Genomic DNA, 13,555 nt, shown 5'->3' on the forward strand with positions numbered 1-13,555 from the left:
CTTATGGCGGACGAGACGAAGGGGCCGCGCCGCACGAGCTCCCCAGCGGCAACCGGCAAGCTAGGAGAGTGGCCCCTGTGCGGTATCTGATCCTCGGCACCACCGAAGCGCGCGACGACCACGGCGACCCGCTCCCCCTCGGCGGCCCCCGGATCCGCGCGCTGCTCGCGGCGCTCGCCGTACGGGCCGCACGCTCCGCCCCGGTCTCCGTCGACGTCCTGATCGACGAGGTGTGGGCCGACGACCCTCCGCATGACGCGCCCGCCGCGCTCCAGGCGCTCGTCGGCCGGCTGCGCCGGACCATCGGCAGGGACGCCGTCATCTCCTCACCCGGCGGCTACCGCCTCGCGACCACCACGCCCCAGGACGACGTCGACCTGCTGCGCTTCGAGCGGCTGACAAACGAGGGCATACGCGCCCTGGACGCCGACGACCCCGAGACGGCCGCCGCCACCCTCCGTAAGGCGCTCGCCCTGTGGCGCGGCCCGGCCCTCGCCGACCTGCCGGACCGGGACGCGCCCGCCGCCCGCCCCGAGGCGCTCCGGCTGACCGCGCTGCACCGCCGGATCGACGCCGACCTCGCGCTCGACCGCCCCACGGACGTCATACCGGAGCTGCGCCAGCTCGTCGCGGACCTTCCGCTCGACGAAACGTTCCATGCCCAGCTGATCCGCGCGCTGCGGGCGGCCGGTCACTCCGCCGACGCCCTCGCCGCGTACGAGGACGTCCGCCGGACCCTCGCCGACCGCCTCGGCACCGACCCGGGAGCGGAGCTGAAGGAGCTCCACAGACGGCTGCTGACGACGAACGCCGAGCCGGCCCTCGGGGAGCCGGACGTCGCGCGCGGCGGTGCGCCCACCGCGCAGGCCGTGGCGCCGAGGGCCGACGGCCATGGGGGGAGCGGCGGGGGCGGAGCCCGGGCCGAGTGCGGGACTGGGTGGGCTTTGGACGGCCGAGGCGACAGCGCCCCCAGGGGGATGCCCGACGGCCGGGGCGACAGCGCGGCCAGGGGCGCGTTCGGCAGCGCGGCCAGGGGCGCGCTCGACAGCCCGGCTGGGGGCGGAGGAACCGGCGGCGGGACCCGAAGCAGGGACGAAGACGGCCGGGAGGCGGGCTCGCGCACCGCCGTGCCGCCCCTGCCGCACGGCAACCTCAGGGCCCGCCTCAACAGCTTCGTCGGCCGGCAGAACGAGATCGGCGACATCCTCCGGGACCTGGACGGCGCCCGGCTGGTCACCCTCACCGGCCCCGGCGGCTCCGGCAAGACCCGGCTCTCCGAGGAGGCCGCGGCGACCGTGACGGCCGGCTATCCGGACGGCGTCTGGGTGGCTGAACTCGCCCCGCTCGACCACCCCTCCGCCGTCCCCGGCGCCGTCCTGAGCGCGGTCGGCCGCCGCGCGACCATGCTGCTCGCCTCCGGGCTCGAAAGCCGCACCACGGGCCCGGACGGCGGGGATCCGACCAGTCGGCTCGTGGAGTACTGCGCCGACCGGCGGCTGCTGCTCCTGCTCGACAACTGCGAGCACGTCATCGACACCGCGGCTCGGCTCACCGAGACTCTGCTCGCGAACTGCCCCGGTGTGACCGTGCTCGCCACCAGCAGGGAGCCGCTGGGGGTGCCCGGCGAGACCATCAGACCGGTGGAGCCGCTCGCGCCCGCCCCTGCCCACGAGCTGTTCGCCGAACGCGCCGCCACCGTAAGGCCCGGCTTCGACCCGGTGGCGGACCCGGACACGGAGGCCGCGGTCGCGGAGATCTGCCGCCGCCTGGACGGTCTGCCGCTGGCGATCGAACTGGCCGCGGCGCGGCTGCGGCTGCTGACCCCACGCCAGATCGAGGACCGGCTGGACGACCGTTTCCGCCTGCTGACCAGCGGCAGCCGTACGGCGCTACCCCGCCAGCAGACCCTGCGGGCCGTCGTCGAGTGGTCCTGGGACCTCCTCGACGAGCGCGAGCGCACCGTGCTGCGCCGTGCGTCGGTCTTCGCGGGTGGGTGGACCCTGTCCGCGGCCGAGGCGGTATGCGCGGACGGCCCGCCCGGTGAGAACGTCCTTACGGTCGACACGGACGAGCATGGCGTCCGCGAAGACGGCGAGCATGGCGTCCGCGAAGACGGCGAGCATGGCGTCCGCGAAGACGGCATCGACACCCGTGGCGCCCTTACGGACGCGACGGCAAGCACACCGGAGCCGGGCGACACGGTCGCGTACGACGAGACGCGCTCCCTCATGCGCTCTCATACGCGCCCCCACACCAGGATCGCGCCCGCCGAGGTGCTGGAGCTGCTCGGGGCGCTGGTCGACAAGTCGCTTCTGATCGTCGACCATCCATCGCACGGTGTGGCGGCGGAGTCCTCCGGGCCGCCGCTCGGGGAGCCCCGCTACCGGATGCTGGAGACGATCCACGAGTACGTCGGCAAGCGCGCCACCGAGGACCGGGCGGCCCGTGCCGACCATAAGGCCGCCGTGGCCCGTCACACCGCCCACTTCAGGGACTTCATCTGCACCGCTGAGCCCCGCCTGCGCTCCGCCGGACAACTGCCCTGGCTCCTCCTCGTCGAGACCGACCTCGACAACATCCGATCAGCGCTGCACCGCTCCCTGACCATCGCGGACGAGGACACCGTCATCGCGCTCATCCGCGCCTTGGCCTGGTTCTGGTGGCTGCGCAACTACCGGGACGAGGGCGCGGCCTGGGTCGGCCGTGCTCTGGATCTCCTGGCCCGCCCCCATGGCACGGACGCCGAGGCGGACCGGATACCGGGCGGCAGCCATCCCCTTGACCAGTTCTCGCACATCCCGGCCCGGGTTCCGGACGGCGAGGACGGTGTCGACGAGGAAGCCACCCGGTACTGGCAGCGTATGGACCTGCGGCTGATGTTCTTCGTCCTGCTCGCGGAGCAGGGCACCGGCCCGGATATGAGCGACCCCGCGATCCGGGACGTGGCCATCCGCATGCGCGACGCCTACGCGGGCCACCCAGGGCCCCGCAGCGCGTCCTTCCCCGGTCTGCTGTGGCCGTTCACGGCCTTCGTCATCGAGGGCTTCGCCGGTGGGATGCTGCCGCTCATGGACCAGACCGTGGCCGGCTGCCGGACGTACGGCGACGACTGGGCGCTCGGCATCACGCTGATGTACCGCACCCACCTCGCCATCGACATGCCGGGCGGCATCGAGACCGTCGACGACGACCTGGCCGAGCTGCGCGAGCTGACCACTCGCGTCGGCGATCGCTGGCTGCTCGCCCAGGTGGAGGGCGCGCGCGGCGAGATCGCCACCCACCACGGCCGGTTCGCGGAGGCGAGGGCCGCCTACGAGAAGGCACTGCGGCTCGCGCAGGAGCTCGGCGCCCACACCGAGGTGCCGTTCCTCTGCACCCGCCTCGCCGATCTCGCCCTCCACGAGAGGGACCTGGAGGGCACGTTGAAGCTGGTGGCGCGCTCCGAGGAGGAGGCGGAGCGCTGCGGTACCCAGGACGTGCGGGCCTTCAACCAGATCGTGTGCAGCGAGGCCGAGCTGCTTCGTGGTGATGTGGCGCGGGCCAGGACGTATTGCGACGCCGCTTGGCATCGTGCGGGCCGCGGCACGCCTCCGCCGCAGTTCTGGGTCGTGGCCAACGGCCTGGACGGCCGTATCACCGGCCTGGAGGGCGATCTGGTCGGTGGACTGCGCAAGCTGCGGAACACTCTGCGCGAGGGCTTCGAGGCGAACTCCATGGAGCTGCTGCTGGCCCATCAGGCGGAGTCGGCGGCGGAGCTCCTGGTGCGATGCGGACAGGAGCGGCTCGCCGTGCGGTTGCTGGGCGCCGCCGACGGCTGGCGCGGTCGGCTGCCCCGCTCACCACTGGTGGCCGGGGACGTCGGCGCGACCGCGGCCCGCGCGAGCGAGGCGCTGGGCCAGGACGCGGTGGAGAAGCTGCGCACCGAGAGCACGAGCCTGACCCCCGAGCAGGCCATCTGCCTGCTCGACGGGGTGCTGACCTCTCTCGACGCTACGGATGCCGCGAACGCCACCGACGCCACCGCGGCCCAGGCAGAGGCCCAGACAGAGGCCCAGACAGAGGCCCAGGCAGAGGCCTAGGCCGAGGCCGTCGAGCGGGCCGAAACCGACGACCAAGCCAGGCCCGACATCCAAGCCAGGCCCGACATCCAAGCCAGGCCCGACATCCAAGCCGAGACGGCCGACCGGGGAGCCGCACCGCCGCCCGCCCGCCCGCTGACGCGGACGCACGCACGCGCATGCGCAGCGCCCCGGCCCACAGTCGTGTGTGGTCACTCGTACGGAGGAGGCGCAACGCACCCCCGACCGCCCCGGCGCACGAACGCGAGCACCTGCGGGCCCCGCCCACCGGGCCGACGTATCGCCGAACCCCGTCGCGGACGGTCCCGCCGGCAAGCACCCCCGCCCGGCACGGCTCCTCGGACGTCGCCGATGTCACCCCGCCGGGCGTGGATATCGCTCCAGGGCCGACGGCGTCACCCCACGGGGCGCGACCGCAGCCCGTCCAGCAGGATGTCCAGCAGCCGGGCCGACGCCGCCGCCTGCTGCGCCGCGTCCGGCAGCGAGGGCGCTGCCGTGGCGATCACCAGCAGTACGTCGGCGACCGCCACATCCGGGCGCAGCTCGCCCGCGGCCCGTGCCCGCTCCACCAGTTGCCCGACGACCTCCAGCAGCGCCGCGGCGCCCGAGTCGTCCGGCTCGTCCTCAGGTGCGGTCGGCCGCTCGACCAGCCGGAGCTCCGGCTGACCGGGTGCGGCTAACGCCGCCTGCCGCTGCTGCGGCAGCCGGATCTCGGCCTCCGCATCGACCCCGACCCGCAGCACTTGCGGCGGCAGCAACCGGCCTGCGCCGGACGCCACCGAGGTGCGCAGGAACCGGGCCAGCGCGGACCACGGCTCGTTCTCCTGCCCCAGCGCCGCCCGCGCCTGATCGGTCAGCCTTGCCGTCTCCTCCTCGGCTATGCGGCGCACCAGCACGTCCTTGCTGGGGAAGCGCCGATAGACGGTGCCCACCCCGACTCGCGCCCGGCGCGCCACGTCTTCCATCGGAGCCCCGTATCCGAGCTCACCGAAGACTTCGCGCGCCGCCCGCAGGACGTGCTCCAGATTGCGCTGCGCGTCCACGCGCAACGGTGTGTTCCGTCCGCCGTTTCCGTCTGACGATGCGACGGCTGCGGACCATGACGAACCCTGAAGGTGCATAAGTGATCCCCCGGTAATGACGTCTCCCCCCGGAGACTCCCCGCCCAGACTGTCGAGGCAGTCACAACCCCGACGAAGTACGAACATAGTTGAGCCCAGGTCAAGAAAGAAGAGGGTAGCTCGGGACAGAACGCCCCCGATCAGAGCAGAGGACCGCCTTTTTCTGACTCGCCCCCCGACCGTCACCGGACTTCGAGGGGCTGACCTGCGGACATTTCGTACGTGTAACCGATTCCGCGCCGCGGGGCGAGCCAAGCCGTCCGGTCACACAATTCGTCGGGGCTGTGGACAAACCGCGGTCGCGCGTGCCTCATGGGAGGGTGAAGGAACCCGTGCGCATTCTCGTTGTCGGTGGTGGCTACGTCGGGATGTACGCCGCGCTGCGCCTCCAGCGAAAGCTGAAGCGAGAGCTGAGACACGGCGGCGTGCAGGTCATCGTGGTCGACCCAGAGCCGTATATGACCTATCAGCCTTTCCTGCCCGAGGCGGCGGCCGGATCGATCTCACCGCGCCATGTCGTCGTGCCGTTGCGGCGGGTCCTGCCCGACTGCACGGTCATCATCGGCGAGGCCACCGCGATCCACCACGGCAAACGCACCGCGACCGTGAGAACCCTCGCCACGGAGGAAGAGCGCACCGGCACGGTCGACATCCACTACGACGAGCTGGTGCTCGCCCCCGGATCCGTCTCCCGCGCCCTCCCGGTCCCCGGCCTCGCCGAGTTCGGCATCGGCTTCAAGACCGTCGAGGAGGCCATCGGCCTGCGCAACCATGTCCTCGGACAGCTGGACATCGCCTCCTCGACCCGGGACCCCGAGGTCCGCGACGCGGCGCTGACCTTCGTCTTCGTCGGCGGCGGATACGCGGGCGTCGAGGCGCTCGGCGAGCTGGAGGACATGGCCCGGTACGCCGTCCGCTACTACCACAACATCGCCCCCGAGGATCTGAAGTGGATCCTCGTCGAGGCCACCAACCGGATCCTCCCGGAGGTCGGCGAGGAAATGGGCAAGTACGCCGTCCGGGAGTTGCGCGGCCGCAATATCGACGTGCGGCTGGAGACCCGCCTGGACTCCTGCGCCGACCGGATCGCCGTACTGAGTGACGGCTCGCGCTTCCCCACCCGCACGCTCGTGTGGACCGCGGGCGTCAAACCGCACCCGATCCTCGCCGCCACCGATCTGCCGCTGAACGAGCGCGGCCGACTCAAATGCACCGCGGCGCTCCAGGTGGAGGGCGTGGAGCACGCCTGGTCGGCCGGGGACGCCGCGTCGGTCCCCGATCTGACGGCCGACCGGCCCGGTGCGGAGTGCGCCCCCAACGCACAGCACGCCGTCCGCCAGTCCAAGGTCCTCGCCGAGAACGTGGCCGGCTCGCTCGCCGGCCGGCCGCTCACCGACTACGCGCACAAGTACGCGGGCTCCGTGGCCTCCCTGGGGCTCCACAGAGGCGTCGCCCATATCTACGGGCGCAAGTTGAAGGGCTACCCTGCCTGGTTCATGCACCGTGCGTACCACCTCAGCCGGGTGCCGACGTTCAACCGTAAGGCGCGCGTGCTGGCCGAGTGGATCCTGTCGGGGCTGTTCAAACGCGAGATCGTCTCGCTGGGCTCGCTGGAGAACCCGCGCGCCGAGTTCAAACTCGCCGCGGACACCGGTCGCCATCCCGAGTCCAGTTGAGCCGATCGGGGCGGAGCCGGGAACTCCCCTCCCACGATCGGCGTCTCACGGATGTCAGTCCGGTCGGCCACACTGGTCGTGTGACCATGGGTGGGCTCGTATCTGCAAAGAGTGACAATCGCGAGGATTCGGAAGTTTGCTGCATTCCCCTGGGGGCCGTCCCCCGCACCCGCACCCCTCTCCCCGATCCCGCTCCGGCGCGCAGCTCAGCCACCACCCCACGAGGTAATCCGCAGTGAACTTCACGCGCTGGAGCGCCCGGCTCCCCCGAACCCAGCGACGCAACGCCGCCCGGGCAGACCGCGGTGCGCGGCGGCCGAAGCCCGCGGCCACCGCGGGCGGCGGCTCCGTCCCGACGGCCCGGGGCGAGCGCGCCGACCCCTCGGGGCGCGGCGAGCCTCCCGCTGCCGCCCCTTCCGACGCCGCGCCGCCCGACGCCGTCCCGACCCTCGACGGGCTGTCCGTCCATGACCTCCTCGGCCAGGTGCCGGCGCTGGTCGCGGTGGTCTACGGCCCCGAGCACCGCATCGCCTACCTCAACGACACCTATGTCGAGCTCTTCGGCTCCCGGGCCCCCGGCACGCCTGCCCGCCAGGCCCTGCCCGAGCTGACGGAGCTGGGGCTGCTGCCGCTCATGGACCAGGTCCTGCGCAGCGGCAAGCCCCGTACGGTCAAGTCCCGGCGCGTGCCCGCGGGCGGCCAGGCGACCACGCCCGGGCCGCGACAGGAGGGCGCGACTCCCGGCCCCGGCCGATCGCGCCACGGCTACTACACCTTCACCTGCTCCCCGATCGAGATGGCCGCGCCCAGGGTCGTCGCCCCCGCGCAGCCGGCGGACGAGCGGGCGGGGGAGGGGACCGTCGACGGATCCCCGGTGGATGGATCGCCGATGGACGGATCGATCCGGGAAGCCGCCCTCCGTAAGGACGTCATGCCGGAGGCGGTTGCCACCGAGGCCGTCGCCACCGCTACCGCCACCGGCACGGTCACCGAGCCCGTCCGCGGCGTGCTCGTCTTCGGCGCCGACGTCACCGACCAGGTCGAATCCGCGGAGCGGCTGCGCGCCGGCGAGCGCCTCCAGCGCGAGGCCGCCGTCACCCTCCAGCGCAGCCTCCTCCCCCAGGAACTGGAGCAGCCCGACGATCTGCGGGTCGCCGCCACCTACCAGCCCGGCGGCACGGACGCGGCGGTGGGCGGCGACTGGTACGACGTCATCACCCTGGGCGCCGGCCGCACCGCCCTCGTCATCGGCGACGTCATGGGCCGCGGTGTGCGGGCCGCCGCCGTCATGGGCCAGCTGCGCACCGCCGTCCGGGCCTACGCCCGGCTCGACCTTCCGCCGCACGAGGTCCTGCAGCTCCTCGACGGCCTGGCCGCCGAGATCGACCCCCACCAGATCGCCACCTGCGTCTACGCCGTCCACGACCCCAACGAGAACCGCCTCGTCTACGCCTCCGCGGGCCATCTGCCGATCCTGGTCCGCGACCCGGACGGCACCGTGCGCCGCGCCTCCGAGCCCACCGGGCCCCCGCTCGGCACCGGCGGCTGGCTCCACACCACCGGCTCGGTCCCGCTCGGCCCCGGCGCCAGCGCGGTCCTCTACACCGACGGCCTGGTGGAGCGGCGGGACAAGGACATCTACGACGGTGTGGCCGCGCTCGAGCGCGTCTTCGCGGGCGCGACCGGCTCGCCCCAGGTGATGTGCGACCGCCTCATCAGGGCCCTGGGCATCACCGCGGAGCACGACGACGATGTGGCGGTGCTGGTCCTCCAGCACCCCGCCCGTACGGGGCATGACGCCGAGCTCTTCCACAACGCCGCGCTGGAGCTCCTCGGCGGGGTGGAAGCCGCACCGCGCGCCCGGGCCTTCGCCTCCGGGGTTCTCGCCAGCTGGCGCTTCCCCATGGAACTGCGCGATCTGGGCGTGCTCGCCGCCAGCGAGCTCGTCGCCAACTCCCTCCAGCACGGCACACCGCCCATGCGACTGCGGCTGCGTCGTACCGACCGACGCCTGATCATCGAGGTGACGGACGGCGATGAGCATCTGCCGCGCCGCCGCCGGGCCGAACCGGTGGACGAGGCCGGACGCGGCATCTCGATCGTCGCGACCATCGCCTCCTCCTGGGGCTCACGCCGCACACCGGGCGGCGGCAAAGCGGTGTGGTGCGAATTCGCCCTGCCGACGGGCTAGCTCCACGGAGCGTCCCGGCGGTACTGGCCCGACGAGGGCAGCGCTGACCCCGAACAAACACATCGCCCTGGCACGGCGGAGCCGACTGGCTCCTTCGCCGCGCCAGGGCGATGGCGGAATGGCCGGTGGGTCAGGCCGCGGTGGTCACCTCGTCCGAGGCGGCCGCCCGCGGCGCGGGCACCGCGGCACCGGCGACCGCCCGCAGCGGATTGTCCTGCTCGGCCGTGAGCCACTTGCCGAGCCTCAGCGCGAGGGCGGTGATGCCGAGCGAGCAGACGATCAGCGTCACGATGTACGTCCCGTAAAGCCCGGCACCGGCCATCAGCCCGCCGACCGCCGGACCCACCGCTAGGGCCAGCTGCTTGACCAGCGCAAACGCCGAGTTGTACTGACCGAGTGCCGACGACGGCGCCAGATCGGCGACCAACGGCGCGACGGTCGGCGACAGCATCGCCTCACCGAGCCCGAACAGCGCGTACGCCGAGACGATCGCCGTGATGCCGACGGCCTGGCTCCCGGGCACCAGCCCGGCGGATCCGGCGACGCACCACGCCACCGTCCAGACCAGCCCGACCAGCGCGATCACCCGGCTGCGCCGCCGCCGCTCGACCAGCTTGAGCACGACGAACTGCGCCAGCACGATCGCCGCCGTGTTCGCGGCCAGAGCGATGCCCAGCATCGACGGCGATATGCGGGCGACATCCACCGCGAACGCCGACAGCCCGGACTCGAACTGGCCGTAGCAGGCGAAGAACATCACGAAGCCCAGCACACAGAGCTGCACCATGGCCCGATCGCCGAGCAGCGAACGCCAGCCGCCGCCGGTGCCGCCGAGGTGCTCATCGGCGGTCGGCACCGGGTCGTCGAACACCGGTGTCTTCGCCAGCCTTACGGTCGCGACCGCGGCGCCGAGCACCAGGAACATCACCGCGTCGATCGCGAAGAGCCGCACAAAGCTCGAGGCCGCGGAGGTGTCCACCAGCAGCCCGCCGAGCAGCCCACCGACGCCGAGGCCCAGATTGCCGAGGAAGAACTGGGTGGCGAAGGCCCGCGACCGGGTGATCGGCGTCGAGCACCAGACGATCAGCGTGGCCAGCGCGGGCTGTATGGCCGCGATGCCCGCGCCCAGCACTCCGGCCGCGGCGATGACCAGCGGCTCGTTCGCCGCCAGCCCGAGCCCCATCGATCCGACAGCGGCGGCGACCGCGCCCGCGACGGCAACGGACAGCGGCCCTCGCCGGTCGATCACCCGACCGATGAAGGGCAGCACGGCAAGCGCGGCCACGGCGAACGTCGCGAGCACCACGCCCGCGGTGTTCGAACCGAGATCCCGCACCTGCGCCACATAGACGAAGAGGAACGGGACCGTGAAGCCGTTGCCGAACGCGCTCAGCGCGTTGCCCAGCTGGATACGGCGCAGCGCTGCGCCCATCGCGGTGGTCACACTCACCTACCTAGGTCGAGAAGGGTCAAGAGAGAACGGGCCTGACCTGCGGGTCAGCCCGGAGGATCGACATCTGAAGACTTCGAACCTAAACTTCAATCGTTAAGAGTACAGAGTGAAGGACTTCAGCGCCAATGACTTTCGTGTCATGCTGTTCACCATGGCGGAGACCCCCGATGCGGACGACCTGCTGAGCCTCGAGGAGCAGATCGCGGCCTATCAGCGCGAGTTCCAGGACCTGGACCCCCAGGTGGAGCAGGTCGTCAGCGCGCTCAGCCGGCTCACCCGGCGCATGCACGTCGCCTACGGCCGCCAGTCGGCCAGGCTGGGGATCAGCAACTCCGAGTGGGAGGTCCTCAAGGCGCTCGTCCTGTCCGGGGCTCCCTACCGCCTGGGCCCCGGAGACCTGGCCAAGCGGCTCGGCCTCACTCCTGCCGCGATGACCCACCGCATCGACCGCATGGTCAATGAAGGTCTGGTCACCCGTGAGCGTGATGCCGACAACCGGGTCCGCGTCATCGTCGAGCTGACCCCCGACGGCCGGGAGAAGTGGCTGGAGGCGATGCGTCAGGCCACGATCTTCGAGGAGGACCTTCTCCAGGACCTCTCCAGTGAGGAGCGTGGAGCCCTCGGCGCGATGCTCACCCGCGTGCTGCGCCGGGTGGAGGAGGCACAGCCCGATGCCGAGGGGCGCCTGAGCAACCTCGACTGAGGCATTCGGCGTAGGCCGTGTTGACACGGATCCGGGCGATCCGTAATGTACTCCGAGCTGCCACGGAGCCGTCACGGTTCTCTGGTCGGCACTTGAGCCGCACCGGCGGCAAACCACTTCTGCACGGTCCCTCATCGGGATGGATTTCGGCATGCCGGAATTCGGATCGGGAAGCTCGATTATGAGCTTCCGGGGGAATCCGCTAAAGTAGTGGACACGCCGGAAGGCGCGAAAGACCCCGCTCCAACAGGGGGCCGGAAACGGAATTCGGACCGGAAACGGAACGGAAAACGGATCTGGTAAGGTTGGAAACACCGAGGGGAAGCGCCCGGAGAGACCGGTGAAACGGTTTCAAAGGAAGCGTCCGTTCCTTGAGAACTCAACAGCGTGCCAAAAGTCAACGCCAGATATGTTGATACCCCGTCCATCTCGGACGAGGTTCCTTTGGAAAAAATACACAGCGAGGACGCTGTGAGCGGACTGGATTATTCCTCCGGTCTGCTCCGCTCTCGTGACTGTGTGACCGGGATATCCCGGAAGCATTCACGGAGAGTTTGATCCTGGCTCAGGACGAACGCTGGCGGCGTGCTTAACACATGCAAGTCGAACGATGAACCGGTTTCGGCCGGGGATTAGTGGCGAACGGGTGAGTAACACGTGGGCAATCTGCCCTGCACTCTGGGACAAGCCCTGGAAACGGGGTCTAATACCGGATATGACACGCTCCCGCATGGGATGCGTGTGGAAAGCTCCGGCGGTGCAGGATGAGCCCGCGGCCTATCAGCTTGTTGGTGGGGTGATGGCCTACCAAGGCGACGACGGGTAGCCGGCCTGAGAGGGCGACCGGCCACACTGGGACTGAGACACGGCCCAGACTCCTACGGGAGGCAGCAGTGGGGAATATTGCACAATGGGCGAAAGCCTGATGCAGCGACGCCGCGTGAGGGATGACGGCCTTCGGGTTGTAAACCTCTTTCAGCAGGGAAGAAGCGAGAGTGACGGTACCTGCAGAAGAAGCGCCGGCTAACTACGTGCCAGCAGCCGCGGTAATACGTAGGGCGCAAGCGTTGTCCGGAATTATTGGGCGTAAAGAGCTCGTAGGCGGCTTGTCGCGTCGGATGTGAAAGCCCGGAGCTTAACTCCGGGTCTGCATTCGATACGGGCAGGCTAGAGTTCGGTAGGGGAGATCGGAATTCCTGGTGTAGCGGTGAAATGCGCAGATATCAGGAGGAACACCGGTGGCGAAGGCGGATCTCTGGGCCGACACTGACGCTGAGGAGCGAAAGCGTGGGGAGCGAACAGGATTAGATACCCTGGTAGTCCACGCCGTAAACGTTGGGAACTAGGTGTGGGCGACATTCCACGTTGTCCGCGCCGCAGCTAACGCATTAAGTTCCCCGCCTGGGGAGTACGGCCGCAAGGCTAAAACTCAAAGGAATTGACGGGGGCCCGCACAAGCGGCGGAGCATGTGGCTTAATTCGACGCAACGCGAAGAACCTTACCAAGGCTTGACATACACCGGAAACCTCTGGAGACAGGGGCCCCCTTGTGGTCGGTGTACAGGTGGTGCATGGCTGTCGTCAGCTCGTGTCGTGAGATGTTGGGTTAAGTCCCGCAACGAGCGCAACCCTTGTTCTGTGTTGCCAGCATGCCTTTCGGGGTGATGGGGACTCACAGGAGACTGCCGGGGTCAACTCGGAGGAAGGTGGGGACGACGTCAAGTCATCATGCCCCTTATGTCTTGGGCTGCACACGTGCTACAATGGCCGGTACAATGAGCTGCGAAGCCGTGAGGTGGAGCGAATCTCAAAAAGCCGGTCTCAGTTCGGATTGGGGTCTGCAACTCGACCCCATGAAGTCGGAGTCGCTAGTAATCGCAGATCAGCATTGCTGCGGTGAATACGTTCCCGGGCCTTGTACACACCGCCCGTCACGTCACGAAAGTCGGTAACACCCGAAGCCGGTGGCCCAACCCTTGTGGGGGGAGCCGTCGAAGGTGGGACTGGCGATTGGGACGAAGTCGTAACAAGGTAGCCGTACCGGAAGGTGCGGCTGGATCACCTCCTTTCTAAGGAGCACATAGCCGACTGCGAGCGCATGTCTCGCACGGTTTGCTCATGGGTGGAACGTTGACTATTCGGCACAGTCCTTCGTGTGAAGACCGCTAGTACTGCCCTCTGGGGCGTGGAACGCGGATCGGATCAGGTGGACGGTGTCGGGCACGCTGTTGGGTGTCTGAGGGTACGGGCTGGAAAGTTGCCTGTTCCTTCGGCCGGTCCCGGTGAACCGCACGGTGAGTGTGGGTGACGGGGTACGGGTCGTTGTTTGAGA

The 13,555-nt window shown here is 70.1% G+C and carries 6 protein-coding genes and 1 rRNA gene; 5 read left to right on the plus strand and 2 right to left on the minus strand.

The genetic code is table 11. The annotated features are described in order from the left end of the window. Positions 1–77: 77 nt before the first annotated feature. Positions 78–4,079 (plus strand): BTAD domain-containing putative transcriptional regulator, encoded by a 4,002-nt coding sequence (locus CGL27_RS26305; protein ID WP_119990440.1) that lies wholly within the window; start codon positions 78–80, stop codon positions 4,077–4,079. Between the two features lie 395 nt (positions 4,080–4,474). On the opposite strand, the gene CGL27_RS26310 is transcribed toward CGL27_RS26305, so the two are convergent. Further along, positions 4,475–5,200: a TetR/AcrR family transcriptional regulator gene (locus tag CGL27_RS26310; RefSeq protein WP_119990442.1), complete on the minus strand. Its 726-nt coding sequence runs from the start codon at positions 5,198–5,200 to the stop codon at positions 4,475–4,477. Between the two features lie 320 nt (positions 5,201–5,520). On the opposite strand from CGL27_RS26310, the gene CGL27_RS26315 reads away from it, so the two are divergent. Continuing rightward, positions 5,521–6,876: an NAD(P)/FAD-dependent oxidoreductase gene (locus CGL27_RS26315; RefSeq protein ID WP_119990444.1), complete on the plus strand. Its 1,356-nt coding sequence runs from the start codon at positions 5,521–5,523 to the stop codon at positions 6,874–6,876. Between the two features lie 235 nt (positions 6,877–7,111). Next, a complete protein-coding gene (locus tag CGL27_RS26320) occupies positions 7,112–9,067 on the plus strand; it encodes an ATP-binding SpoIIE family protein phosphatase (protein WP_119990446.1) in 1,956 nt (651 codons plus the stop codon). A 130-nt stretch (positions 9,068–9,197) separates the two neighbouring features. Here the strand turns inward: CGL27_RS26320 and CGL27_RS26325 are convergent, their stop codons facing one another. Further along, positions 9,198–10,511 carry an MFS transporter gene (locus CGL27_RS26325; RefSeq protein ID WP_119990448.1) on the minus strand — a complete coding sequence of 438 codons (1,314 nt, stop codon included), beginning with the start codon at positions 10,509–10,511 and terminating at the stop codon, positions 9,198–9,200. 160 nt (positions 10,512–10,671) lie between these two features. Between CGL27_RS26325 and CGL27_RS26330 the strand changes: the two genes are divergently transcribed. Together CGL27_RS26330 and CGL27_RS26340 are read left to right on the plus strand one after the other, a co-directional pair. Then, positions 10,672–11,223, plus strand: a complete 552-nt coding sequence (locus CGL27_RS26330; protein WP_078647559.1) for a MarR family transcriptional regulator — start codon at positions 10,672–10,674, stop codon at positions 11,221–11,223. 542 nt (positions 11,224–11,765) lie between these two features. Further along, a 16S ribosomal RNA gene (locus CGL27_RS26340) occupies positions 11,766–13,292 on the plus strand. Positions 13,293–13,555: the final 263 nt, after the last annotated feature.

Origin of the sequence: Streptomyces sp. 11-1-2 (assembly GCF_003595545.1) — a bacterium.
In the GTDB taxonomy this organism is placed as follows: Bacteria; Actinomycetota; Actinomycetes; order Streptomycetales; family Streptomycetaceae; genus Streptomyces; species Streptomyces hygroscopicus_B.

Bases quoted from the DNA above. Each gene is read 5' to 3' on its own strand.
- CGL27_RS26310 (WP_119990442.1), bottom strand. From the start codon at position 5,200: ATGCACCTTCAGGGTTCGTCATGGTCCGCAGCCGTCGCATCGTCAGAC.
- CGL27_RS26330 (WP_078647559.1), top strand. From the start codon at position 10,672: ATGGCGGAGACCCCCGATGCGGACGACCTGCTGAGCCTCGAGGAGCAG.